Here is a 25,852-nt window from a genome sequence, read left to right as displayed (position 1 = left end):
ATTTTGCCACACATTGTGGGTGTCTTTTGCGGATAAAAGATGTTTTTGTAACATCTGTTAATTTTCTTCTAATTTAGCTTTAGCTTCTTTCTCTGCCATAATTTTGCAGACTTGACGCACAAAATCACCGCCAAAGCTATTGGCTAGCGGCTCATCGAATTCCCACTGATAGCCAGGAATATCATAACGTGCCACCTGCCGGTTTTCTGTATCACGCATATCGCTCAAAGTGCCGGCCATTTTTTTAGATGGGCAATCAATGGCATGGCGCGAATACTTCACGCGAAATTGCTTTTTAGTTACTTCATCCGTTTGATCTTCATTAAACTTTTGTTGCAACCAAACGTAGGTGTATTTAGTCGGCGCGTAATCGTCATCGTGAGTAATCGATTTCACATCGACGAGCATTTCATAATCCGCCATCACCCCATAACTGCGCCAATCGCCCTCTTTGGGAACTTCAAGCGGGCCATAGACCTCATCTTCAAATTTTCCACAGCCAGCCAGCAAAGCAATCAAGATGAGATAGCGGATCATAACCATCACCTAGCTAACTTGGCACATTGGGAAACCCAATGCTTCACGCGAATCGTAATACGCCCTTGCTACTAAGCGCGAAAGCGTCCGTACGCGGCCAATATATGCTGCACGCTCTGTCACCGAAATCGCGCCACGCGCATCCAGCAAGTTAAAGACGTGCGAGCACTTCATCACCATCTCGTAGCCTGGTAAAGCCAGATTTGCTTCCATTAGGCGCGCGGCTTCGCTCTCAAATTTATTAAATAAATCGAGCAGCAGCGGCACATTAGCGTGTTCAAAGTTATACGTTGATTGCTCTACTTCATTTTGATGGTAGATATCGCCGTAAGTTACTTTTTGGCCATTTGGATAAACTGTCCACACTAAATCGTAAACGTTCTCCACGCCTTGCAAATACATGGCTAGTCGTTCAACGCCGTAGGTGATTTCGCCCAGCACTGGCTTACAATCAATACCACCCACCTGTTGGAAATAAGTGAACTGAGTGACTTCCATCCCGTTCAACCACACTTCCCAACCTAAGCCCCACGCACCCAAGCTTGGGCTTTCCCAATCGTCTTCTACAAAACGAATATCGTGCACACTGGTATCAATGCCCAGCTCGCGCAAGCTACCCAAATAGAGATCTTGGATATTGTCTGGCGATGGCTTTAGAGCCACTTGAAATTGGTAATAATGCTGCAAGCGATTTGGGTTTTCGCCATAACGACCATCCTTAGGACGGCGTGAAGGCTGCACATAGGCGGCATTCCAAGGCTCTGGGCCTAGGGAGCGCAGAAAGGTTGCGGTATGGAATGTACCCGCACCTACTTCAATATCGTAAGGCTGCAATAGCGCGCAACCATTACGGCCCCAGTAGTTTTGCAGCGTGAGCAGAATTTCTTGGAAAGTCAGCATATTCCCATTCTCGTTCTTTAATATTCTTAAACGCCCTGATTCTACTTGCTTTTACCCTTTATCGGGAGATCAGGATGGATCCTCAGCTTATGCTAATCACAGTATTTTGCTGTGTAAGCACTCATTGAAGTGATTTGTTTGCTTCACCAAGCAACTGAAGTGCCTGCTTAAACTCCTGCTGTTGCACGGCGTTTTCTATTTGATAAAAATGCTTGGGAAATGCCGCCTGCAATAAAACTTTATTTTTATTCATCAGCGCCTCGACCTGTGCATCTGCATTTGCTAACAGCGCCACCAATTGTAAGCAAAGCAAATCACGCTTTAGTGGATCAAACGGCACATCATTGCTCGCTACCGCCGTAGGTAAAGCCTTATGAATAGACTCGATTTGCTTGGCAAGTGAGGTTTGCAACACCGATAGAGTTTCATCTCTCAGTGTGGACATATGAATGCCCTGCTCCACGGCCACAGCCACCCGCTGCAAGCTGGCCGCCCCAATATTGGCGGCCCAGCCTATTAAAGCATGCGCCAAACGCTCTGCCGTCACCCTATCATCTTTGGCTAAGGCAGCACGAATATCAGCCACAATATGGGCTTGATTTAGTGCAAACCCTTGCAGCATCGCAATATATCGATCCTCCTTGCCTAAAACTCGCCGCAAGCCTACAACGCGATCCAAACCCAATATTTGCTCAGGTAAGACCGAAAGTGCTGGCATTGGAGCGCCAAGATCTCCCCCCCTTTGTAGAGGCTTAATCCAGCGCAATATGGTTTTAAATAAATCATCTGGCTCAATCGGCTTGCTAACAAAATCCACCATCCCTGATTCTAGGCAACGCTCTCTATCTGCCTGCATCGCATTAGCCGTCATCGCCACAATGGGCAAATGGGCAAGCTGTGGCAAAGCAGTAAGATAACGTGTTGCCTCTAAGCCATCCATTTCTGGCATCTGCATATCCATCAGCACCAAGTCATATGGTTTGGCTTGCGCCATCTCAACGGCAATTCGCCCATTTGCCGCCACCTCAACCACAAAACCTGCGTCTTTAAGTAACTCAGTCGCCACCATTTGGTTAATCAGATTATCTTCAGCCAACAGAATGCGCGCCCCTTGGATACTCTCCAGTGCCCTTAAAGGAGGAGAAACATGCACCTGTGTAGCACGCTCACTCAGTTGATCGCCCAAGAGATGCATCAGGGTATCCAGCATTAAGGAGGCATTAATGGGTTTTACCAAGATATGTTCAATCCCAAGCTTTTGGCAGTCCAGCAAAACATCCTCTCGGCCATAAGCCGTCACAATCGCGATTTTAGGCATGGGTTGCAGTCCTAAAGCTTGAATTAATTCAGCCGTTTCAATGCCAGTCATATTAGGCATTTTCCAATCAAGAAGAATCACATCGAAAGGATGAGAGGGAGCGGCCTGCATAACCGCATCAATAGCCTCAGGGCCAGACGACGCCTTGCTTACCACAAAGCCCATATTGTTTAGCATATCGGCCAAGATCGTACGCGCAGTGTGATTATCATCCACCACCAAAATACGGCGACGGCACGCATCAATAGCTGGCAAGCTACTCGGTGTTTTTAGCTGGCTGATGCCTAGTTTTGCAGTAAACCAAAAGGTGGAGCCATGCCCGTATTCACTCTCAACGCCAACCTCTCCCCCCATTAACTCAGCCAGTTTTTTGGATATAGCCAAGCCTAAGCCCGTCCCTCCGTATTTGCGGGAGGTGGAGCTATCTGCCTGCTGAAAGCTTTGGAATAAACGGCTAACTTGTTCGGCAGTCAAACCAATGCCGCTATCTTTCACTGCAAAATAAAGCAGCACTTCACCCTCATCATGTGCTTGCACGCGAATAACAATATCTATTTCACCCTGTTCGGTAAATTTAACTGCATTATTGGCATAGTTAATTAATATTTGGCTTAAACGCAGCGAGTCACCAATTAAATGAATAGGCACATCCAAGCCAATATCAAAAATCAACTCTAAATTTTTAGTGTAAGCTTTTTCAGAAACAAGATTTGCCACGTTATCTAGCAAATCCTCCAGATTAAACTCACTCGTCTCTACCGTCAGCTTGCCAGCTTCAATTTTTGAAAAATCCAGTACATCATTAATAATTCCAAGCAAATGCTGGCCTGATTGTTGAATTTTCTTTAAATAATCATTCTGCCGAGGATTTAATTCAGTTTTAAGCACTAAGTGGCTTAAGCCAATAATGGCATTCATTGGCGTGCGAATCTCATGGCTCATATTGGCGAGAAAATCAGACTTCATTTGTGTGGCATCTTCGGCTATTTCTTTAGCACGCAACATGGCGGCTTCTGCCTGCTTTTGCGAGGTAATATCTTTGCTACTGGCAATAACCAACATTCTTTCCTCGTCTTCCACCAAAGAAGAGGTGATTTCTACATTTAAGATTCTGCCATCGGCACAGCGATGGCGAGTCTCAAACGTCCGTGGCTTACCCGTCTCCCGTAAAGCTTGTACGGCTAGATGATAACGATTTAGATCGAAATCTGGATCAATATCAGGCACGGTGAGCGTTAAACACTGCTCAGCGGAATAACCCAAATATTCAATTGCTGCCTTATTTACATATTTTATTTGTGACGTTTCAGAATCTAGCCACAGCATAGCGCCCGCATTTTCTACAACATATCGATTAAACAGAATTTTTCTTTCATCCCGTTTGCGCTCAGTAATATCGTCAAGCGTAAATTGCAGTAATTGTCGGCCATGATAATTAAACAACATCAAATACACCATGGCATCCCAAATTTCGCCATTAGCCCGCTGATGCCGCCATTCAAAGGCTTCAATTCCATGCTCAAGCGCGGAATGATCTTGCCGCTCCATCGCGGTTTTAGTATCGGTGCCGTCATATTGAAAAGCGGCAGATACATCTAGCGGTGTTTTTCCTAGCAATTCTTCCTTGCTTGAAAAACCATATATTTTTACCGCCGCCGCATTGCAATCAATAAAGCCATTAATAAGAGGATCATGCACCACCAAAGGACGGTGCGACTCTTGAAACAGCATTTTGTTATAGTCTTCGCTCTCTCTTAACTCATCTTCGGCATGCTTACGCTCGGTGATGTTTTGATAATAGCCATTCCAAATAACCGACCCATCTGCTTGAAGTGGCGAGGAAAAGCCGCTTAATAGCACCCAGTGCAATTGGCCATTTAAAGTAAGCCGCACAGAAACTTCAATACTCTGAGGCTCACCACTTGCCCTTAATTGCACGGAGCTTTCTTTTATTTTTTTGAGCGCACTAAGCCGGTCTTGCTCCTCAACATAGCGCCAACATAGCTCTGGATTTTCTTTTAACTCCGCAGCTGAAACGCCAAGCACCTCTTCAACCCGCCGATTAATAAAGTTGTATCGATACTTGCCTTTGCCCAAGGTTTGCAACTGAAATACCGCAAAAGGAAGGGCGTTGGACATTTCCAACACTTGTTGATGCGCCTTAGCGATGGTGAGTTCTGTATTGCTAAGTTGCTCATTTTTTGCAATTAAAGCGGCCAATTGTTTGGCCTGCTGCCTTATTGCAGCTTGCGAGCGACGTATTTTTTGCCACTGCAATAGCAGAGCCAGCAATAATCCGCTAAGCACTAATTTGGGAAGCCAAAATGACTGGGGCCACAGCGCAATAGCTAGCACACCCGCCACTATCATCAGCGTATAAGTAAGCCTAAGCTGAAACGCAGTTAGCCTTCCCAGAAGGTCTTGGAAAATTCGTTGCGGCATCAGGCATTGATCCCGAATAAATATAAAAGGTTTAGTTAAAAAGTGCGTTAGCAAGGCCAGTGATATTTAAAAATAGACCGCCCAAGAACATCGTGCCATGTGCAATCGCAAGCAGAAATACACAAAACCCATATCATGCAGGCCTTAGCCTAAAAGAAAAGCCTCTGGCAGCGCTCGGCACGGCCAGCACTTGTTAGCCATCGCCCCTATTGCACATCACATTGTGCAGCTAAAACAAATATTTTCCATTTTTTACAATTACTAACCTACGAATAACAACAAGCCTAAGTTATGCTTAAGCTACGCCTGCCTGCTCAATACATTTAAAAGAACTATGAAAAAACTATTATTGATTGCTTCCCTGACGCTTTCTGCCAGTGCTCAAGCTCGCCTAGATCTTGCTCAGCTGCGTGAAGCCGCCCGCAGCCGCGATTTACCCAGCATCGCAAAAATGGCCGATTCAAGCGCTGGCGAGCCGCTAGAAATGTATCCACGTTATTACTGGCTCAGTACACAGATCTCCAGCGCCAGCGAAAGTGATGCGCAAAGCTTTTTAAAAAATTACGACAACAGCCCACTCGCAGAGCGTTTTAGAGGGGAATGGCTCAAAGAATTGGGGCGTCGTAAAAGCTGGGGGAGTTTTGAAACCGAGTACGCAAAGGTTGATAACCCAAGCAATGAATTAGTCTGCCTGCGTGCGCAAGCCGGCTTAGCCAATAATGAACGTGGCCCTTTACTAGAAGCCAAAGCACTATGGTTTTCATCCAAGCCACAAGCTGAAGCCTGTAACCCCGTGTTTGATGCCTTATTCAATAGCAATGATCTAGATAAGGCGGATGCTTGGGCTCGTATTCGTATTGCACTGAGCGGTAATCGTACCGAGCTGGCCCGCCAATTAGCGCCCCGCGTGGGCTTTCCTGCTGAATTTGGCGTTAAACATATCAATGCCGTTGCTGCCTCGCCCGATAAGCAGCTCAATAAGCTCTCGTTGGCCACCCCCGCTGGCCGCGAATTAGCCATCTATGCCTTAGGCCGAATTGCCAGGACAAGCCCAGACCGCGCAGCTAGCTTATTAAGTGATCTAGAGGAGCAATTACCCGCCAAAGATAAAGCATATGCTTGGCAGCAGATCGGCCTAGTTGCTGCAAAAAAACAACACGAACGCGCTTCCAACTGGCTGAGCAAGGGCGATGGCCAAGGTATGGAAAGTGAGGATCGCGCTTGGGCGATTCGCGCGGCACTGCGATTCTCTGATTGGAATACCGCACTCGCCCGCATTGAAGCACTGCCCGCCAAGGAGCAGCAAGAAAGCAGCTGGATGTATTGGAAGGCACGTATTCTTAAAGGCCAAAATAAAACCCTTGAGGCGAATCAACTCTGGGCCAGCACCGCAGAGAACCACGATTTTTACGGCTTATTATCAAGGGAAGAATTAGGCAATAGCATCGCCTCCGCCAATGTGAGCTACAAGGCAAGCAGCGAAGAAATTAAACAAGTTCGCGCCCTGCCTGGCGTGCAGCGTGCATTAGCCCTGATCGACCAAGATTGGCGCATCGAGGCCATCCGCGAGTGGAATTGGGCGATGCGCGGCCTTAGCGATCAGCAATTACTAGCCGCATCCGAGCTAGCACTCAAACAAAATTGGTTTGACCGCGCCATTTATTCGGCTGAACGCACCAAGCAATTACATGATTTTAGCCTGCGTTACCTTACTCCCTACCGTGAGTTGATCGAGCCTGCGGCTAAAAATGAGGGCTTAGATCCCGCTTGGGTTTACGGCCTAATGCGCCAAGAAAGCCGCTTTATCAGTAATGCCCGCTCTGGGGTTGGCGCAGGCGGGCTGATGCAGATAATGCCTGCCACCGCCAAGTGGATTGCGGCAAAAATGGGCAATAAGCACTTTAATACCGCAGAAGTTCACGATATTTCGACCAATGTCACGTTTGGTACATTCTATTTGCGTTATATCTGGGAGCAGCTAGACGATAACCAGATTTTGGCGACGGCAGGCTACAACGCAGGGCCAGGGCGAGCCCGTGCATGGCAAGGCAAACAAACACTGGATGGCGTGATTTATATCGAAACCATTCCCTTTGATGAAACCCGTGATTACGTGAAAAAAGTGATGGCCAACGCCATTCATTACGCTCACGCATTTTCAGGGCAAGGCATGCCGCTCAAGCAAAGGCTGGCCAATATTAACGCCAAGGCTGGCTCTGCCGAAGCACCATAACAAGGCCGCAAGATGCAAAAGATTCTATTGATAGGAGGCAGCGGCTTTATTGGCCGCCAGTTGGCCGCTAAGCTCGCTACGGCAGGGCATCAAGTCACCCTGCCCACCCGCCAACGCGAACAGGTTCGGGCTGATTTACTACTGCTCACCCACCTTAATCTGATCAATGCCGATGTTCATGATCCGGCCACCTTGGCAAGGCTGGTGGCTGGGCAAGATGTTGTCATCAATTTAGTGGGTATTTTGCAAGGCTCTGAAGCCAGCTTTAAACGTGCCCATATCACGCTCACCGAAAAAATCATTACCGCCTGTACCGAGCAAAATGTTTGTCGCTATCTGCATATGAGCGCCTTGGGTGCGGATATTCATGGCCCATCCATGTATCAGCGCAGCAAAGGCGAGGCAGAAGCCCGAGTTTTAGCCAGCCGCTTAGACTGGACGATTTATCGCCCATCGGTGGTTTTTGGCAAGGAAGATCAGTTTTTAAATCTATTTGCATCCCTGCTTAAAATAGCGCCCGTTGTGCCACTGGCAGGGGCCGATACGCGTTTTCAACCAGTATGGGTGCAGGATGTCACTCGTGCTTTTGCTGAAGGCGTGAATAATAGGGCCCTGATCGGCACCACGCTTAGTCTCGTTGGCCCCAAGGTTTACACGCTAAAAGAGCTAGTCAGCTATACCGCTCAGACCATTGGTGTATGTCGGCCTATTATTTCCTTACCCAATTGGGCGGCAAGGGCGCAAGCTAGTTTAATGAGCCTCTTGCCTCATCCTCCACTTAGCCACGACAATCTTGACTCACTGCAAGTCGACAATATCGACTTAGCAGGCCTTGCCCCAGAGCTAGCTTGGCGGCCAATGGCCTTAGAAGCCATCGCCCCCAGCTATTTAGCGAGGGGTAAAACCAATCGCTACAACCATTTTCGTAGCCATGCAGGCAGACAATAAGCCTGCACTTTTTTTCTAAATTAAAAGGATTTAACCATGCAAATCGTTATCGGCAATCTTCCTCCTGAAATTAGCGTAGAAGACGTGCAAGCTCTGCTTAGCAATGAAATTGGTTTAGGCGAATTTGGTGCCATCACGATCACAGAGGGTGGTACAGACAATGCGCTGGCCTTGGTCCAGCTTCACACAGATAGTGCCGCAGCAGCGGACGTGCTCACCGCTAAAATTTCAGGTTTTCACTGGAATGGTCGAGAGCTCACCAGTAGCCACACCCATATGTTTAAAGAAGACTAGGCCTCAGCCTGTCGGACTTAGCCGCAGTTTTAAATCAAATATAAACCGAGCCTCACAATGCGCATCGCCGTTTTTGACAGCAAAAAATACGATAAAGCCTCCCTTAGCCAAGCCAATCTTCTTCATGGCCATGAGCTGGTGTTTTTTGAAGACCGCCTGAACATCCAAACTGCGGCGCTGGCATCGGGCTTTGAAGTGGTTTGCCCATTTGTAAATGATCGTGTTGATGCGGCCACCTTAGAGCAATTAGCTAAGTTAGGCGTTAAATTAGTCGCTCTGCGCTGCGCTGGTTTTAACGGCGTTGATCTAGATGCAGCAGCAAAGCGCGGCATCAGCGTGACGCGAGTTCCGGCTTACTCGCCCGAAGCCGTTGCCGAGCATGTATTTGCCCTGCTGCTCACCTTGGTGCGAAAAACCCACCGCGCCTATAACCGAGTTAGGGAAGGCAACTTCTCACTCGATGGCTTGGTTGGCTTTAATTTGCATGGCCGCACCTTTGGCGTGATTGGCGCGGGCAAGATTGGTGCCGCCACCATGTCGATAGCGCATGGCTTTGGCTGCCGAGTACTGGCTTTTGATCGCAACCCCACGGCAGAGCGCGCGGCGGAGATGGGCTGCGAGTTTGTATCGCTGCCCGAGCTATTAGCGCAATCAGATATTATCTCGCTGCACACCCCACTCACCCCAGAAACCAAGCACTTGATTAATGCCGAAACACTGGCAGGAATGAAGCACGGCGCCGTGGTAATCAATACCAGCCGAGGCGGCTTAATCGATACCAGCGCCCTGCTCGACGCACTCAAAAGCGGCCAAGTGGGCGGTGTCGGTTTGGATGTCTACGAATACGAAGAAGGCGTGTTTTTTGAAGATCTATCTGGCTTTGCGCTAGAAGACGATACGCTGGCGCGGCTCACCACCTTCCCCAATGTCATGATCACCTCGCATCAAGGCTTTTTAACCACCGAAGCCTTAGAAAATATCGCCGAGGCTGTGCTCGATGAAGTCAGCGCCTTTGCGCATGGCAAGCCCTTGATTAACCCTGTAACAGCGTAAGTCATTGCAAGGCCTACACACTCATTGTGTAGGCCTTGTCTTGCTATACAACGCGCTCTAATCCTATAGCCAGCTAGACAATCCCTGACATCCGTATTAGCCTTCTGTAAAGATTCCCGACCTTCTCGGGACGATACCTTGGCTTAGCAGATTGACTCTCCACTCCATCACCCGTTCCCCGCAATTTGGCCGTTGGCTACAACTGCTACCAGGCCTGATTGCCGCGTTATTTACGCTCGCTTTTGCTAGCTGGATTTTACTGACCACCGACGAAGGCAAAAAAGAGCGTAGCAATCAGCTAGAGCAAGATTTGCTCTGGCAAAAACAAGCCATTACCCAACAAATTATCGCCGATACCGACGCGATCACCGCCTTAGCCGCCACCGATTACAGCAAGCAATCCGCGCTATTTCAGGCACGGGCCTTATCTTTAATTCAAAACAGCCCTGAAATTGTCAGCCTCGTCATCAGAAATCAAGACGATTCCAATATTTGGTGGGCCGCCCCGCAACAAAAAACGCTGCCTTTTAACGGCGAAAGTGGCTGGAGCTATTTACGCACCGCGCCAGAGCAGCCCCCTCTTGCCCAATTTGCGATGCCGATGGCCGATGGCCAGCATTTTATTGTGGCCACGCTATCGTTTGATCGTCTACTTCAGCAACAAGTACCCTGGTGGATTGCCCAGCGCTATCAGGTGCTCTTGCTGAATCACAACTTTATTACCCTTGCCGCAAAATCTAGCCGTCAACTCGATCCCAGCGGCCTAAAAACCCGTATCGCCCTCGATTCCCCTCCGCTAGGCCTTGCAATACAGGCCGAGCTATATCATGTGCCAAGGCATAAGCTTACCGAATCTTTGCCTTGGTTATTGCTCGTGCTGGCGATTGGCATGCTGGCCTCCACCGCACTCTTGCACCGCGTGATGCGCGTGCGCTCCTTTGCCGAATCGCAGCTCAGGGCCGAAACCGCCTTACGTCAAGCGATGGAAGACTCACTGGTGAGTGGGATGCGGGCGATGGATAAGGATGGCCGCCTTATTTATGTGAATCGCGCTTTTTGCGAAATGACCGGCTTTAGCGCCGAAGAATTACTCGGCCAACAACCGCCACTGCCTTACTGGCCGCCTGAAGAACTAGAACGCTGCCATGCCGCCTTTGATGCTATTCGTCAAGGTAGAGCCGACCCGAACGGCCAAGCGGTGCGCTTTATGCGTAAGAATGGTGAGCGCTTTGATGTGAGCCTGCACGGCTCCAACTTAATCAATGCCGAAGGGCGGCATATTGGCTGGATGGGCTCGCTCTACGATATTACCGAGCTAAAACGTGAGCGCGAAGTATTGCAAGCCTCACATCAACGCTTTGTCACGGTACTCGACGGCCTAGACACCGCCGTGGCCGTGAGCGACGCCGATAGTGGCGAGCTGCTCATGAGCAACCGGCAATTTGATCGCTCATTTAATCTGCCAGATCGACGTGGCCGCTGCTGCATCGTGCCATTTAGCGCCCGCCGCTTTGATACTCCGGTTGATTCCGAGTGGTATGACGCCCTTCATAAACGCTGGTTTCAGATTAAAAGCCGCCATAATTTATGGGTGGATGATTCCGATGTTTGGCTAGAAGTGGCCACCGATATTACCGCGCTAAAATCTGCCGCCGAACGCGAACGGCTACAAAACGAAAAACTGCAGCAAACCAGCCGCTTAATCTCGATGGGCGAAATGGCCTCTAGCCTTGCGCATGAGCTTAACCAGCCACTGGGCGCAATTGCCAGCTATGCCTCTGGCTGCCGCAATATTCTGGGCAACCCCACGCCCAATTTGCAGCAGCTATCCCAAGCTATCGACAAAATGGGCGAGCAGGCCAGACGCGCTGGGCAGATTATTCGTGGTATTCGGGAATTTGTGCAGCGCCGTGCGCCGCATCGCCGCCGCTGCACCATTACTGGCCTACTCGATACCGTGCTGGATTTGCAATCGCACGAAGCGGTTAGACGGCAAGTTGCGATTAGTATTTCAGAATCGAGCGACTTGCCAGACCTTTATGTCGATCCCATTATGCTGGAACAGGTATTATTCAATTTGATCCGAAACGCCATGGAAGCCATGAGCGATACCCCGATCGAACAAAGAACATTAGCAATTATGCTCAGCCGCGAGCATGATTACTTACAAGTTATCATTGCGGATCGTGGCACTGGTATTAGCGCCGAACAAATGGAACAATTGTTCAAACCGTTTTACACCACCAAAGACACGGGAATGGGGATGGGGCTGAATATTTGTCGCTCGATTATTGAATACCACCAAGGCCGTCTTTGGGCAGAAAACAACCCTAGCGGCGGTTGCCGCTTTATCTTTACTGTTCCGTTCTCTGAGGAATCTCAGGCTAATGAACCTTGACGCATGCTCTTGCAATCGCTGTTGACGATGGTGCTATGCGGGATGCAGCGCTTTTTTCCACCTAATATTTAAACTGACGGTAGATTTTACTGCCCCATCAGAGGAACCCACGCTAATGAACCTTGATCGCCGCATTGCAATTGTTGATGACGATGACGCTATTCGTGATGCCCTCGTCTGGCTATTTTCCACCCGCAATCATCGTGCCGATAGCTACGCCAGTGCCGAAGCGCTGCTTGCGGATTACTCACCCGAGCGCTATGGCTGCCTGCTACTGGATGTGCGTATGCCCGGCATGGGCGGCTTAGAGCTGTTTGATCGGATTAAAGAGCACCCCTATTGCCCACCTGTGGTGTTTTTAACCGGCCACGGTGACGTACCGATGGCTGTTGGCGCTTTAAAACAAGGTGCAACCGATTTCGTTGAAAAACCGTTTAATGATAACGATATCGTTGATCTGGTTGAGCGCTGCCTTGCCAACGACGCCACCAAGCGTGGTGTGTGGCAAATCAAAATGCAAATCACCAAACGCCTTGGCACACTCACTCCGCGCGAACGTGAAGTGATGAAGCTGATCCTGACCGGCCGTTTAAATAAACAAATTGCCGATGATTTATCCATCTCCATGAAAACCGTTGAAGTTCACCGCGCACGGATTTTAGAAAAGATGCAGGTCAAAACCGCCATGGAACTCGCAGCCCTACTGCGCGGATCTGGGGTTGAGCCTTAATACTTCAAGAACCTAAAGCAATCATGTAGGGTGGGCACGTTTTTGTGCCCACGCGGTGGGTGCGTTTTGCTAAATTGAACGCGTGGGCACGGGTGCCCACCCTACAGACCACATATTTTTTGCCGCATTTAGTTTTTCAACGTTCATCCTGCCATCAAAGTCCGCCATGCTCATGCTGCTCTCTCCAGCCAAAACGCTGGATTACACTACTCCGCCGGTCACCTCTGACTTCAGCCTGCCTGATTTTTTAGATCACTCCACCCAGCTGATCGCGCTGCTTAAGCAACAATCACCAGCACAAATTGCCAGCCTGATGAAGCTATCTGATCCACTGGCGGCGCTTAATGTTGGGCGTTATCAAGCATGGCATCCAAACTTCACGCCAAGCAATGCCAAGCAAGCCGTACTGGCTTTTATGGGTGATGTTTATGAGGGGCTGAATGCGGGGGAAATGAATCAAACTCAGCTAGATTATCTATCCAAGCATCTGCGCATCTTATCCGGCCTATACGGCCTGCTACGCCCTTTAGATTTAATTCAGCCCTATCGCCTAGAAATGGGCACATCTTTAGCCAATCCTGCGGGCAATCATCTCTACGCCTTTTGGGGCGAGACGATTACCAAGGCAATCAATCAGCTAGAGCCTAAGGTGGTGGTCAATCTAGCCTCTACCGAATACTTTAAATCTGTTAAACCCAAGCTATTAAATAGCCCGCTGATTACACCGGTATTTGAAGATTATAAAAACGGTAAATATAAAATCATCAGCTTCTACGCCAAACGCGCCCGAGGCCTAATGGTACGCTGGGCCGCCAGCCATAACATTAATCAGGCCGAATATTTAAAGGCCTTTAATAGCGAAGGCTATCAATTCACCCCTAGCGTATCAAATGGTATGAGCTGGGTATTTAGACGTAATATTGAATAGAAATATCGCCATATTGTTGTTTTTTATTACTACGCCCTCCAGCTACAAGCTATATGCATCAATTTAAGCCCAATTATTGGTAGGGTGGGTTAGACGAGCGATTTTTGCTTGGCGTAACCCACCCTATCACTTAATTATGCTGCCTGCGTTCTGCCCACTTTCTGAATACCCAGCTTTGCGGTTCTCTTTTGCCAGTACGGGCAAAATCTAATAAATGCGTCGCCTCTTGCATCGCTATATGCGCAAGATAAGCATCATGGTTCCCAGCAAATAGTAATTGATCGCCAAAGCGCAGCGGCGTATCTAATGCTGGCCAAAGCTGCGCTTCTTCATCGTGCAAACGCAATAACACTTGGCATTTTAATTTTCCCTCGGCAAAAGGATCGTTAATCCAATGCCCTAAGCGCAAAGACGGCACCGGATTGGCTAAAAATGCGTGCACCGCCGCAGTACTTTTAGCATTTAGGGTAATACTCCAAATCTCTGGCACTTTACCATGGCATAAATTAGTCAATTGATCAATTAAGGCCTTAGCCCAAGCTTCATCCTCATCTTTTATTAAATCTAAGAATTGCGCTAATAATGGCGTTTCAATCGAGCGCAAACATTCATGCGCCACAATCTCGCTACGAATCGACGTAATATCAGGCTTAAAAGCTTCAAACAATAAATGGTTATCGCGCAGATTTTGCCTTGCCACCACAAATAGCTTGGGGTTAATCGATCTGGCCGTAGCCAATGCCGATAAATTATTAATATCGTGATCATGGCAAACCAATAAGCCCGAAGCGCGCTCAATGCCTGCTGCAATTAAAGCGGGGGCATTTACGCCTAGGGCCTGCACAAACTCTGCTGGCAATAAATCAGGCTGCGGATCAGGATCAATCACGGTAACGCTCGCCCCCTCTTGTAGCAAAGCCGCGCGCATGGACATACCAAAACGGCCATACCCCACAATCACCCAATGCCCGCTAGGAGGGCGCACTAATCCAGCAATGGGCTGCCCAGGAAAATCTGAAAGTAAATTCCATAAGCGATAAGTATGCGGTGCGTGTAAAAGCATTTGAAATTGCTTGCCCACCGCATTAAACATATTAATTACTTTATTTGCGCCAAACGATTGCATATTGTCTGCAACCGCCTTGTTCTTACAGCGGCAAATAGAAACTAATTTAGGCTGTAAAACAAAGGCCGCCATCGCAATTGCCAAATTAACGTTTTCATCCCCCGTAATAGCCAACACCCCTCGGCACATGGCGTGCTGAATGCCGGCTATTTTTAGTAATTCAGGATTAGAGGCATCCCCCGCATAATAAACAGGATCTGAATGAAAACCGGCCAGAGATAAATCATTCACCCGCGCTTCTTTTTGCTCCACCACTACAAAGCGAATATTTAAATCATCCAGTACTTTGCAGAGCAAACGACCTGTTTGCCCATAGCCACAAATTAAATAAAATGGCTCACGCAAACGATGTACTTTATTTTTAAACCTAGCGTATTGAACTGCCCGCTTTAATGTTTGATCATTAAATAAAGTAAAAATAGATCCTAAATTATAAGCCCAACCAGTTACCGACAAATAGATACAGCATAAAACCCATAAGCGCTGCGAATAAGAAAACGGGTAAGGCGTTTCACCGAAGCCAATAGAGGTTGCGGTATAGCTAATAAAATAAAAGGCATGGAAAAAATCCATATGATAAGGACGGCCCTGATCATCAATCCCTTGAATCAGCACCAATCCTAAAACCGAAATGGCATAAATAAGAATCAGCGTAATAATCGGCGCACGCATGCGCCGCATCACCATAAAAAAGATATTAGGCATCAGAAATAGCCTAGCGCCGATGCTGCAAGGTTTCGCCAATCAGCAATACCACCGAAACCACATTGGCGGCGAGTGCTCCGGCAGAAAAAGACACCACCATCGAGGTAACATCTGGCGTCATCCCAACTTGGGTAACATACATCGCGTGCCCCCAAACTAAAGCTGCAGCAATTAATTGTAAATCGGCAACTAAACTGGTTGCCAAATGCAAAGCCCCCACTTGGGTACGATCGCCAAATTTAATCACGGTAGCAATCAAGCTCACCACTATCGCCAAAAACAGCTCAAATACATCATGCTGATGCGCAACATCCATTGGCCCCAGCACAAAGCCAAAATTAAGGGTAAATGCCAACAGGATAAAAAATCCAAATACTACTTTTTCAATATTCATGCTGCATTTTATCCATCGCAATTAATCAAAGCATGATAAATCATAGGATATATATCACAATGTATATCTTTACTTTGTAATATCTTTCGATATTTATCTCGCTTCATTCAGCAGTAAATACTAAAAATGCACTCATCGGCTTGACAGCGACCAAGATTAATTAGCTGATATTTTGTAAGCACTACACGCTGCTAAGCAGCTTACTAATCAGCTTCTTTTTAAAAACAACACTCTCCGACACAAAATAAAAATACTTACACAAACAATTACAATCATCAATTTAAAAATTACATTTTTACAACGCTTTACTTAAATTTCACGACAATTTTAACCCTATATTTTATGATGTGTAATTGCATCTTAATAAGATACAGCTATAGTTTTAGCTTATATTTTTCATCTTAGATAAGCCATCATAAGCAGAGTCGCTTTATCTCCGAAACAAAACTACACAACAAAGGCCCACTATGTCAATGGAATTGGCGTATATAGATAATAACCATATAAACAGTGAATCTCCTCTTTTAAAATCGCCCGTTTTTCAACAATTTCTATATATGGCGCTCCCCACCATTGTGGGCCTGGTTATTAACGGCATGTATATTGTTGTAAATGGCTTATTTATATCACGCGGCATTGGCTATCATGCAATGGGTGCCGTCTCTGCTGTTTTCCCTATCCAAATGCTTTTACTTGCAATGAGCACAATGCAAGGCAGTGGAATGGCCTCAATTATTTCAAGGCATTTAGGGGCTAAACAATACGAAGAAGCCTCTCGTGTTTTTTCTGCATCATTCTTACTTGCCATTACTAGCGCAATTATTATTTCAGCCTTACTCATGATCTTCAGGCCATCCATTTATGCATTATTGGCCGTACCTAATGATTTTATACAAGAGGCAGATAGCTACCTTGTACCGGTACTTATTTTCTCTATCGTTGGATTTATTAGCAATCAAATCACCGAAAGCTTTCGCGCATCAGGCAACCCAAAAGCAATGATGCAGGTATTATCTACTGGATCTATTCTAAATATTATTTTTGATGCCCTCTTTATTTTTGTTTTTAAATGGGGCGTTGCTGGCGCGGCATGGGCCACCGCTTGTGCCATGACCTTAGCCTTAGTTTTAGCATTACACCTACAACGCAAAGGCGAGAATGCAGCAAAATTCAAGCCACAGTATCTTGTATCTAAATTAAAAGTTTATTTAGATATAATCAGTTTTGGCATGCCTGTTTTACTTTCACATGGTGGTTTTTCAATCATCATGGCCATATCGGTATACTCTATTTCTGTTGTAGTACCAGAGCAATCTAGCACACTGATTAGCGCGCACGGTATTTTAATGCGCTGCTATATGTTTTTATTCCTGCCCATTATTGGCATGATGATCGCTTTACAAACTCTATCTGCATTTAACTACGGCGCACGCCAATTTAAACGAGTACAGCAGGCTTATATTTCTGCCCTTATTTGTAGTACAACATGGGGATTACTCGTTACAGTATTGCTTTGCTTTAATCCTGAATGGCTGTTACAGCTCTTTACACAAAGCAATGAAATTATCTATGAAGGCAAAAAGATTGCAGCAATTTGTTTTCTTGGTTTTCTTGCTTCGGGCGTATGTATGATGTCTAGCGGTTTATTTCAAGGAATGGGAAAAGCACTACCTGCCATGCTTCTTGATGCAGCTAGAACATATATTCTGCTTATTCCTCTTATTTTTATACTGCCACTCTTTTTTCATAGCACGGGAATCTGGCTATCTTTCCCGATTGCTGATTTTATTGGTGGAGCAATAGCCCTCACGTTCTCAAGCCGCTATTTAATAAAACTCACAAAACCAATAAAAACAAACTAACACTGATTCTATGTCAGGCATGTAATATAAGTACAATATGCCCGCTTAGGCTAAAATAGTAAAATTAAAAAGGCAGAGCAATAATTGCTCTGCCTTTTTAATTAACTTAATAGTAATTAAGCACCGTTTGAAAATATCTCATCAGCAATGGCATGCGTTGTAAAATTAGGAAAATCACGAATAGAAGCATGCACTTCAGGATCCCCCGTCACCATCCTAATCAATTGATTAGTGCCTTTTACAAAGTAATAGGTTGAAGGGCCTTTACCTGGCTTAGTAAAAGTCCAAGCTTCAGTTTCCCTACCTAGCAAATGTTGGCTGCCCGCATAGCTGGCCTGGTATTGCAATAAAACATCCTGTGTTAATAAAACGTCGTGGCAAACATCTAGATCATCATCGAGTACAACTGCCTCATACTCCGTCTCACTCTGAGCGGGCTCACGATAGTAAGCAATTTTAGACTTTTTTGTTTTCCCCTCGCTGGCCGTCACAATTTCTGACATCCATAAGCGATGGCCCGTTTTTTCCTCTGACCACGGGTTAAATAAGCCATCAATCCGGCAGCGGTTTTGCTCATAATCAAACCAGCAAATGCCAGAAGTAATCTGGTCATCTTTTTGCATAGGCTGCCAGTAAGAAACATAGCTACTGCTCCATTGCTCAGGTAAGCGTGGCGGCACAATTTTCTCTGCAAGCATCTAAGCTTCCTTACGCGACAACGCCGCACCCAGCGCCTGTGCCAGAGCAGCAGGCAAAGGGGGAAGCTGCTCGCGGCGCTCAGCAAAACTCTTTGCCAATTCGCCAGCGCTTAAATCCATTCTTTCTGCCGCCGTTTCAAACCAGCTGCGGCTAATACTGGCGTGCCCGCTAAATAATTGCATCAGCGGAATAACCTTTGCATTAAAATCTTCTAAAGCGCTAGTTACTTGTGCATGGTCATAAAGTGCTTTTACTAACATTTGTGCAGCAACCACCGCCATTGTCGTACCATGGCCAATAGAAAAATGGCCAGTTTGTAATGCATCACCAATCAGCACTAAATTGCCCTCATACGCTTTAGCATGGCTGAGCGTTACAAAATTTCGCCATTGCAAACCAGGCTGAACTTCAACCGGCTGCTGATCAAGCTCAGCGCTAAAAATATTGGCAATAAATGCTTTTGCTTCTTCTTCTGATAAAGATTCAATACCGGAGGAATGATATGTATCCTCACTGCACTCAACAACAAAGGTGCTCCTTGTGCTGGAATACTTATATGCATGCGCAATAAATACACCATGATCTGTTGCCTTAAAAATCAAGTTCATCGAATCAAAAATATGTGGCGTGCCATACCACATATAACGATTTTTACCAAACTCAACATCAGGCACTAAAGCTTCATTAAAGTAATTAGATATATTATTAATTCCATTAGCAATCACGATTAAATCGTATGCTTCTGTATCTAGATCTTTTCCATCAAACAATGGGGAAGAATAGGTAATTGGAATATGTAAATCACTACAAAGCCCCCTTAATGCGCCTACTAAAGATCGCCTTTCTGCTCCACACAAAGTAATACCCGTGCTTGCCTTTTCCTGTTCTCCTTGGTGAACGAGGCAAAATTCATCAATATACTGCGCATCAATATCGGCGTAATTTGACAAATAGCTGAGTGGATTTGCAGGATGGTGAGGTGCCCTGCCAGGTAAAACCACACCCCAACCTACAATCTCATCCACTGTATTTTTTTCTACAATGGCGATATCCCAATCCTGTTTAATTTTCTTTAACTGACTGGCAAACATAAGGCCCGCTGGCCCGGCTCCAACGACTAAAATTTTCATTAGTTTACTCTCCCTAGTTTGTACCAAACATTTTGTTTCTGTTGAATATCTCTTAGCTCGCTATAAGCCATTGAGGTGAAATAAAGCTTTTCAGCCATATCCGGAGGGTAGCTGGCAGGAAACTTATTACTCATATAACGGGTATATTTAGAGCGCATAAAGAAAATAGGATTAGACTTACACAACACTTCATAATTATTAATGGCCATATCCTGCATGGCATCGGCTTCTCTTTTTCTTAACTGCGTAAATGCAGGCAGAATTTTTTCAAAATCTTCACTATGTTTTTCAAACAATTTATCCAGAATATAAGCGTCTTCCAATGCCATATTCATTCCCTGCCCCAGAAAAGGCGCAGTGGCATGGGCAGAATCGCCCAGTATCAGGGCATTCTGCTTATAATGAAAAACAGAGGATTTAACATTAATTAAATCATTGCTCGGTTTTTCCATAAACTGCGATAACATTTCTTTTCTTGTTTCTTCAGGCAGCATTGCATAATACTTATCAAAAAAGCGCCCCATTATTGCGGTATCTTTAGTTTGTAAACTAATATCTCCCTGATAAGGCAGGCAAACTGCAAAGCTAATACTACCATCAGGAATAGTAGCCGCCCGCCCTGCAAATAAGCCTCCAGAATCCATACCAAAAAAATAGATTAAATCATTTCTTAAATTTAACTGGCTGGCATCAGGAATAACCAGCGTTTTATAACCGTGCTTGAAAAATGATTGCTGGTATTCAAACCTGCGGCAATTATTTTGCATGGCTTGCCGTACGCAAGAGCGCGCACCATCTGCGCCAATCAATAAATCACCCTTATGCTCAACAATTAGCCCGTCATTATCTTTTGTGGTGATTGTTTTATCGTCTAAGTTAACTTCCAAACAACGCTGCCCATAGTGATAATGAACATTATTTATTGCAGCATATTTGTTTAATAATTTTTGAAAATCAGCTCTGCTTAATGAAAGAGGAGATAGATAATCTATAGGAGGCAATTCTCTGACTTTAAATTTTCCAGCAATACAAAAAGACATCCCTGAGATAGGAATCCCACATAAATCTAGCTCTTCCTTTGGGACACCTGCATTTAAAACCGCCTGAATCCCACGCACGGTCATACTGACGCCAATAGCACGAGAGCTGACTTGATCTATATAATCTGAATACGCAATAAACGGATCACCCCTCTTTTCAAAAACATGTACGTCATGGCCGCGTTTAGCTAAATAAATAGCGGTTAAGCTACCAGCTAAACCACCACCGACAATAATGATTTTTTTCATTTTTTAGCCTTCACGTGAAAGTTGTCCGCTTGCAAGATTCATCATTTGCTTATCATAAAATTCAAGTAATTCAATTTGCGCCACTGCTGGTTTTATTAATGTAATTCCTCTTGCATATTCTGCAAGCGCCCTGCATTGCCTTGCAAGTTCAGCACAACCCGTCTGATAATCAGCAATCAGGCTAAATTGAATCGCCTGCGGCACAGGTGGCCCAGCATTCCGGCCAGGAATACCAGAAGGGGTGGACATAATTTGCACTGACAATGGCCTTAATATCCCAGCCATAATATCGATAGCTGCATTCATTACTCTTGAGCGACGCAAGCTACCTAAAGGTTTTTGTCCAAAATGTTGAATCATCATATTAAAAGTCAGCTCATGACACCCTTTATAGAAAAGCATGAGCTGCCTAGCCTCAGGGTTTAATACAGTATTGCAACCCGGTGTTGGGTCTAACACAGGATTTTTTAAAACAGAAATTGCTGGCTCAAATGGCGTTTCACTGGCGAGTAAAGTACGGGATATTTCCCTTAATCGATTAAAATGACTTTGTGCATAGTAAGGTGAATCTGCAGCGGCCCCTTCGCCTTGTTCGGTAACAAAATCAATTGCAAATAACGCGGTTTCCCGATTATTTACTTCTAATTGATAAGCAGGGAATTTTCTATTCGTCAGTTCATTTAAAAACAAATGATGCTCTCCACTTGTTTTAGCTAATTCACTGGTAAATAAATCAGGTATATTTTCAAATGCCTTACGAATTAAGGCATAGAAATCAGCAATCGATTTTCCTGTAGAAGGATAATAATGAGGCCATTCAAACCTAACAAACCTAGCAAGTACATTTTCTGAAAAAGGCTCAAAAGAAAAATCTGTATCAAGACCAAATTCTTCAGCAGCCTTTAAACCAAACAGAGGCGTTCCTGGGAAAAATGGCTCCCCCAGAGACATTAATAAATTATTCACAATCAGGTAGTGAATCATTTCTTCATGAGCAATTTCTAAAATCGTGCCGCGCCATCCAGAATGCTGCCTTCGATCTGCGCCACCGCAAACTAAAGCCAATTGCTCTACACTCCATTTTTTACTGGCCACTAATTGCTCACCTGCAGCATAGGTAGGCAATGAATATGCGGCATAAAGATATTGCAGCATAATAGATAATTCTAAATTAACGGCTTGCTTTAATACCTGAATTAATTCTTCTTTGCTGTTAATTTCAGCATCTTTTACATTTGAAATAACGGCCGTACTTTTTTGGCTACTTAAGGCAGATGCTTCAACATTACTTAAATACTTGAGAAATAATATCGATTTAGCATAAGACATTTCTCTAGTGCTTGGCATGTAATAACTTTTATCTCTATTCAATGGGTCACACATTTGCCACATTAATCGTGCATAGGTTTCACATTTACATTGATCCGCCATGCTAAATACTTTATCCGCCATAAATGGGTAAATCAGCTCGTAATAACTCATTACCTGTTCATATAGAAAAGTATAGTCCACCTGATGATCAGGAGTATCCAAGAGAGCCCAATCATCAGAGAGCACACGAACTAATATCTTCCCCCTGTAATCTCCTACAAATACCTCACTGACACCTGGATTTTGGCTAGTAATGGTAAGGGATGCCTGGCCACTTTCATTGCTTGAAATTATTAATTGAGAAGTGCTAACAATTGATTTGTTCTCAATAAAGACACTAATGTCTTTTTTCTCTTTTGGCTTGCCACGGTAATAGCTAAATATTTTTAGCTCTTTAGAAAAGAAGCTATTGTTTTTTCTATCTGGTGCTTCTAATGAAATAACATTTTGCTCTGCTTGAATCAACCAATCAGACTCTTCCCATTGATTGCCTGCACCATGCAATATTAATGAATCATCTGTAGAGTTATTTAATAATGGGACATCAAAAACCCCTGCCGTCTCCCAGTATGGTAAATAAACCGACTCGGGAATTTTTGCCAATAATACGCCACCTTTACTCCTTAGCTCTAATCCGCCTAGCGAGTATTTTGGCCCCAAGGCATGAGTGAGTTGCTGCCCAGCACATTTGGCTTCACGGCTAATAAATGGAATACTGCAAGGCATGCTGATACTTGCCCATTCACCTTGAATCTTAATCCCCACAGGGCCAAATCCCTGATGATTATCTGGATATAAAATTCTATCATTGGCAAAAGTTGCCATATCTTGCTTTAACCATAAACCAATGGTGCCGCTTAAATCATAAAATACCGGCGTATCTGGCTGCTGCGGAGTAGACATATTAAAAACGCTATACTGAATACTTAAGCCTAATACATCATCTCTTTTTAGCTCTTGCTGCAAATATTCAATAAACTCAGATTTTATATCCAGTTGTTTGAATATAAAATGCTCCGAATCTTTAGCAATAGAAAATTGAAATACCCTTGTCTTAGAAAATTCCGGCTCTAAAAAGTGAGGCTGTTTTTGCTGAATATGGTTTTCACCATAACAACGAACCGAATGCACACAATCTATCTCTGATGAAAATATATAGGGGGCATTTGCAGTGGCAACCGCTTCTTTAATACATAGTTGCCCTGCATAAATTTGCGACGTATCGTCACGACTAGGATCAATATCTACCCATCTTGCCCGATTAAATGTTGTGCGCAAATACTCATTGTAATGCCCCCATAGCTCTAGTTTGCAGGCAAGTAATGAGTCATTTTCCAATAGCACACCAGGCTGAATTTGCAGCGCGGTAATCTGTGTATTTTCCCAAGAGAAATGATTATTCCCTAAAAAATTATGCCCAGCAGCTTGATTAAATACACCCTCATCATCAGGTAAGCCTTGTAAGTTAAACCTTGGGGGTAGTTGCCTTAGGTACTGATGAAACTCACTTGGGTGTTTTTTTAAATCAAATAGCGCGCCATCCTGGTACACACTATTTTTTGTGATATCTAAAGTACCGGCAATATTTCTATTCCCCGTTGGCACATTAAGCCGTGCAGCACCTTTAAAGTAAATGCGTGGAAAATTCAAAATACTCATTAAATATAAATACCAATTAGAATTAAAAAGGAGGTTTTTTCAATATCTTCTTGTGAATTAATTCATTTTTTCCTCAGTAACCCCTGATTTTTCTAATTGCTTTAATATATGTTCTGCCGCATTTCGGCCAGCAATAATACCGCCCTCCATCCAGCCACAATGCGGGGTATAGGCATCTGAAGTGGCAATTATTGTGCCGTTATTTTTAGATAAAACAGGGGGGTGCTCAGGGTAAGTCTCTAAAGCAAACTCAACACCACTTGGCCAGTACTTAAATTTATTACTACTTGGCCTAGGCAATTCTTTAATTGAAATATTTAAGGCCATACCAATCAATCTCATTACGGTATTTATATATTCCTTATCACCTTTTTTTGTTTCTTCATGCCAAAAATCAGCATAGGCACTATCGGTATAAAAGAAAATATATTTATCACTTTTAAAATATAATTTTCTTAATGGATTATCCACGATAGTTACTTTATTTTCTAAATTATAATCTTGCCACCAAGGGCTATCAAAAAATATGAATCCTTTAAAAAGAGGGATAGAACCATAAGTAAAATCACTCCAACTATTTGGGAAATCTACATTAAGTGATGACATTGCTGTTGGCGGAAGCGCTAGTACGGTGTAGCTACTGTTGTTCCATATCTCCTGCTGATCACAGCCAGAAAACTCAAGCAAAGTACTATTTGATTTGGTTTGTATATTGACTAATTTATGTTCGAAATAAAATTCAACACCCAATACGGCAGCTCTTTCGTACAAGCTTTTCACAAGAGCAGAAAAACCATCTACTAAATTAAACCATTCATATCCTTCATTATCTGAGAAACACTGAATCTCTGGATGTTTTTCAATAATATCGTATGCAATTTTTGGTGAAATTTGCAGCAAGTATAAGGAGTCATAGCCCAAGCCATTAATAATTGCATGGGATTTTTCATTTCCCATATGATTGCATAGAAATTGAAAAAATGATTCATTATAACTACTTAGCATTTTTGGCTTTAATTGTGCCAGTATTTCTTTTAGGCCAACATGATGTGGGTGCGGACATGCAATTTTTGTAAAAGGAAATACCTCTATTTTCTCGCCTAGCTCATTAATAAGTTTTGAAACATTTGGATGTAAAGCTGGCGAAAATCTCCCTGCTCCTAAATCTATACTGAAATCATCTACTTTAATTGAGTGAGCCCGGCCTCCCGTTCTGTCCCCATTTTCAAATATGCGGATGGTATGGCCTTTAGTGAGTTTGGAGCCGGCTAATTTTAATGCGCAGCTTAGCCCGGATATCCCAGCACCTACTATAGAGATTACTTTGTCGTTTAACACTTTAAAATACCTCAATGTAAATAAAAAGGAATATCTATCTTTTAGTATTTAATTAAAATACTGATAACCAAGCTGCAAAAAATATGAGGTTGAATCGTAATAGATCCATTTATATAAGTTGCAATGATCTATATCATTTATATTCTGGTAAAAATAATTACCATAACATTAGGCGTAGCAATAGCACTTAGCTGCAAAATATTGCGAGCTTTTATTTACCACCGCCTAGGTGTGGTCTATTTCATTTGATTTTGCATCTTGGTGCAAATATGTAAAATTCAGGATAAAACTTCACTTTTATTACTTTAGAATAAAATAATATTGTGTGAATGTAATTCAACAACGCAGCAATTGTAAACATAAGTAGAGTAGATTGTTGTAAATACAACGAAAACTTAACAAAAGGTTAACAAAAGAAAGTGTAATTATTTAGTAAGCATACGCGCTAAAAATGGTATGACCTGCTAAAAAAATAGCCTTATGCACCAGTTTATAAAC

Annotated in this window: 18 protein-coding genes; 8 read left to right on the top strand and 10 right to left on the bottom strand. The window is 44.4% G+C overall.

Translation table 11 applies throughout. The features are described 5' to 3' along the window. Window positions 1-57 precede the first annotated feature (57 nt). From R6242_RS11640 to R6242_RS11630, 3 genes are all read right to left on the bottom strand, one after another. The gene (locus tag R6242_RS11640) at window positions 58-537 is read right to left on the bottom strand and encodes a hypothetical protein (RefSeq protein WP_293932018.1); all 480 of its coding nucleotides are present in this window, start codon (window positions 535-537) and stop codon (window positions 58-60) included. 9 nt (window positions 538-546) lie between these two features. Then, a complete protein-coding gene (glyQ, locus tag R6242_RS11635; protein ID WP_130106439.1) occupies window positions 547-1,437 on the bottom strand; it encodes a glycine--tRNA ligase subunit alpha in 891 nt (296 codons plus the stop codon). 121 nt (window positions 1,438-1,558) lie between these two features. Next, the gene (locus R6242_RS11630; RefSeq protein WP_318426954.1) at window positions 1,559-5,197 is read right to left on the bottom strand and encodes a response regulator; all 3,639 of its coding nucleotides are present in this window, start codon (window positions 5,195-5,197) and stop codon (window positions 1,559-1,561) included. A 334-nt stretch (window positions 5,198-5,531) separates the two neighbouring features. Here R6242_RS11630 and R6242_RS11625 point away from each other — a divergent pair, with 334 nt between their 5' ends. The 7 genes from R6242_RS11625 (at window position 5,532) to yaaA (ending at window position 13,781) form a co-directional block, all read left to right on the top strand. After that, a complete protein-coding gene (locus R6242_RS11625) occupies window positions 5,532-7,430 on the top strand; it encodes a lytic transglycosylase domain-containing protein (RefSeq protein ID WP_318426951.1) in 1,899 nt (632 codons plus the stop codon). A gap of 12 nt (window positions 7,431-7,442) precedes the next feature. Next, on the top strand, window positions 7,443-8,378 hold the full coding sequence (locus tag R6242_RS11620) for a complex I NDUFA9 subunit family protein (RefSeq protein WP_318426949.1): 936 nt from the start codon (window positions 7,443-7,445) through the stop codon (window positions 8,376-8,378). 36 nt (window positions 8,379-8,414) lie between these two features. After that, on the top strand, window positions 8,415-8,672 hold the full coding sequence (locus R6242_RS11615; RefSeq protein ID WP_318426947.1) for a hypothetical protein: 258 nt from the start codon (window positions 8,415-8,417) through the stop codon (window positions 8,670-8,672). A gap of 57 nt (window positions 8,673-8,729) precedes the next feature. Beyond that, a complete protein-coding gene (locus tag R6242_RS11610; RefSeq protein ID WP_318426945.1) occupies window positions 8,730-9,725 on the top strand; it encodes a 2-hydroxyacid dehydrogenase in 996 nt (331 codons plus the stop codon). 151 nt (window positions 9,726-9,876) lie between these two features. After that, window positions 9,877-12,123 carry a PAS domain S-box protein gene (locus R6242_RS11605; protein ID WP_318426943.1) on the top strand — a complete coding sequence of 749 codons (2,247 nt, stop codon included), beginning with the start codon at window positions 9,877-9,879 and terminating at the stop codon, window positions 12,121-12,123. Between the two features lie 115 nt (window positions 12,124-12,238). Further along, on the top strand, window positions 12,239-12,853 hold the full coding sequence (locus tag R6242_RS11600) for a response regulator transcription factor (RefSeq protein ID WP_130106433.1): 615 nt from the start codon (window positions 12,239-12,241) through the stop codon (window positions 12,851-12,853). A 166-nt stretch (window positions 12,854-13,019) separates the two neighbouring features. Continuing rightward, window positions 13,020-13,781 (top strand): peroxide stress protein YaaA, encoded by a 762-nt coding sequence (yaaA, locus tag R6242_RS11595; protein WP_318426940.1) that lies wholly within the window; start codon window positions 13,020-13,022, stop codon window positions 13,779-13,781. Window positions 13,782-13,911: 130 nt separating this feature from the next. Here yaaA and R6242_RS11590 read toward each other — a convergent pair whose 3' ends face one another. Continuing rightward, window positions 13,912-15,612, bottom strand: a complete 1,701-nt coding sequence (locus R6242_RS11590) for a potassium channel family protein (RefSeq protein WP_318426937.1) — start codon at window positions 15,610-15,612, stop codon at window positions 13,912-13,914. Window positions 15,613-15,622: 10 nt separating this feature from the next. Beyond that, window positions 15,623-16,006 carry a DUF6394 family protein gene (locus tag R6242_RS11585; RefSeq protein WP_293932002.1) on the bottom strand — a complete coding sequence of 128 codons (384 nt, stop codon included), beginning with the start codon at window positions 16,004-16,006 and terminating at the stop codon, window positions 15,623-15,625. A gap of 467 nt (window positions 16,007-16,473) precedes the next feature. Between R6242_RS11585 and R6242_RS11580 the strand changes: the two genes are divergently transcribed. Next, window positions 16,474-17,868, top strand: coding sequence for an MATE family efflux transporter (locus R6242_RS11580; RefSeq protein ID WP_318426933.1), 1,395 nt, complete (start codon window positions 16,474-16,476; stop codon window positions 17,866-17,868). Window positions 17,869-17,984: 116 nt separating this feature from the next. Here the strand turns inward: R6242_RS11580 and vioE are convergent, their stop codons facing one another. Genes vioE through R6242_RS11555 form a run of 5 tightly spaced genes read right to left on the bottom strand, consistent with a single transcriptional unit; the run spans window position 17,985 to window position 25,354 of the window. After that, window positions 17,985-18,566: a violacein biosynthesis enzyme VioE gene (vioE, locus tag R6242_RS11575; RefSeq protein ID WP_318426931.1), complete on the bottom strand. Its 582-nt coding sequence runs from the start codon at window positions 18,564-18,566 to the stop codon at window positions 17,985-17,987. After that, window positions 18,567-19,697, bottom strand: coding sequence for a tryptophan hydroxylase (locus R6242_RS11570; RefSeq protein ID WP_318426929.1), 1,131 nt, complete (start codon window positions 19,695-19,697; stop codon window positions 18,567-18,569). Continuing rightward, window positions 19,697-20,986 (bottom strand): NAD(P)/FAD-dependent oxidoreductase, encoded by a 1,290-nt coding sequence (locus R6242_RS11565; protein WP_318426926.1) that lies wholly within the window; start codon window positions 20,984-20,986, stop codon window positions 19,697-19,699. The genes R6242_RS11570 and R6242_RS11565 overlap by 1 nt, the downstream gene beginning before the upstream one ends. Before the next feature lie 3 nt (window positions 20,987-20,989). Continuing rightward, window positions 20,990-24,016 carry an iminophenyl-pyruvate dimer synthase VioB gene (gene vioB / locus R6242_RS11560; RefSeq protein WP_318426925.1) on the bottom strand — a complete coding sequence of 1,009 codons (3,027 nt, stop codon included), beginning with the start codon at window positions 24,014-24,016 and terminating at the stop codon, window positions 20,990-20,992. A 57-nt stretch (window positions 24,017-24,073) separates the two neighbouring features. Next, window positions 24,074-25,354, bottom strand: coding sequence for a flavin monoamine oxidase family protein (locus R6242_RS11555; RefSeq protein ID WP_318426924.1), 1,281 nt, complete (start codon window positions 25,352-25,354; stop codon window positions 24,074-24,076). Window positions 25,355-25,852: the final 498 nt, after the last annotated feature.

Origin of the sequence: Iodobacter sp. CM08, assembly GCF_033446605.1 — a bacterium.
In the GTDB taxonomy this organism is placed as follows: Bacteria; Pseudomonadota; Gammaproteobacteria; order Burkholderiales; family Chitinibacteraceae; genus Iodobacter.
The sequence above is the reverse complement of the archived record's forward strand: the minus strand, read 5'-3'. Positions and strand labels throughout refer to the sequence as shown.

Excerpts from the sequence above, each read along its gene's own strand:
- R6242_RS11580 (WP_318426933.1), top strand. The coding sequence starts at position 16,474 with ATGTCAATGGAATTGGCGTATATAGATAATAACCATATAAACAGTGAA.
- R6242_RS11640 (WP_293932018.1), bottom strand. The coding sequence starts at position 537 with ATGATCCGCTATCTCATCTTGATTGCTTTGCTGGCTGGCTGTGGAAAA.
- yaaA (WP_318426940.1), top strand. The coding sequence starts at position 13,020 with ATGCTCATGCTGCTCTCTCCAGCCAAAACGCTGGATTACACTACTCCG.
- glyQ (WP_130106439.1), bottom strand. The coding sequence starts at position 1,437 with ATGCTGACTTTCCAAGAAATTCTGCTCACGCTGCAAAACTACTGGGGC.
- R6242_RS11610 (WP_318426945.1), top strand. The coding sequence starts at position 8,730 with ATGCGCATCGCCGTTTTTGACAGCAAAAAATACGATAAAGCCTCCCTT.
- R6242_RS11565 (WP_318426926.1), bottom strand. The coding sequence starts at position 20,986 with ATGAAAAAAATCATTATTGTCGGTGGTGGTTTAGCTGGTAGCTTAACC.
- R6242_RS11615 (WP_318426947.1), top strand. The coding sequence starts at position 8,415 with ATGCAAATCGTTATCGGCAATCTTCCTCCTGAAATTAGCGTAGAAGAC.
- R6242_RS11630 (WP_318426954.1), bottom strand. The coding sequence starts at position 5,197 with ATGCCGCAACGAATTTTCCAAGACCTTCTGGGAAGGCTAACTGCGTTT.
- R6242_RS11625 (WP_318426951.1), top strand. The coding sequence starts at position 5,532 with ATGAAAAAACTATTATTGATTGCTTCCCTGACGCTTTCTGCCAGTGCT.
- R6242_RS11600 (WP_130106433.1), top strand. The coding sequence starts at position 12,239 with ATGAACCTTGATCGCCGCATTGCAATTGTTGATGACGATGACGCTATT.
- R6242_RS11620 (WP_318426949.1), top strand. The coding sequence starts at position 7,443 with ATGCAAAAGATTCTATTGATAGGAGGCAGCGGCTTTATTGGCCGCCAG.
- R6242_RS11590 (WP_318426937.1), bottom strand. The coding sequence starts at position 15,612 with ATGCCTAATATCTTTTTTATGGTGATGCGGCGCATGCGTGCGCCGATT.
- vioE (WP_318426931.1), bottom strand. The coding sequence starts at position 18,566 with ATGCTTGCAGAGAAAATTGTGCCGCCACGCTTACCTGAGCAATGGAGC.
- R6242_RS11570 (WP_318426929.1), bottom strand. The coding sequence starts at position 19,697 with ATGAAAATTTTAGTCGTTGGAGCCGGGCCAGCGGGCCTTATGTTTGCC.
- vioB (WP_318426925.1), bottom strand. The coding sequence starts at position 24,016 with ATGAGTATTTTGAATTTTCCACGCATTTACTTTAAAGGTGCTGCACGG.
- R6242_RS11585 (WP_293932002.1), bottom strand. The coding sequence starts at position 16,006 with ATGAATATTGAAAAAGTAGTATTTGGATTTTTTATCCTGTTGGCATTT.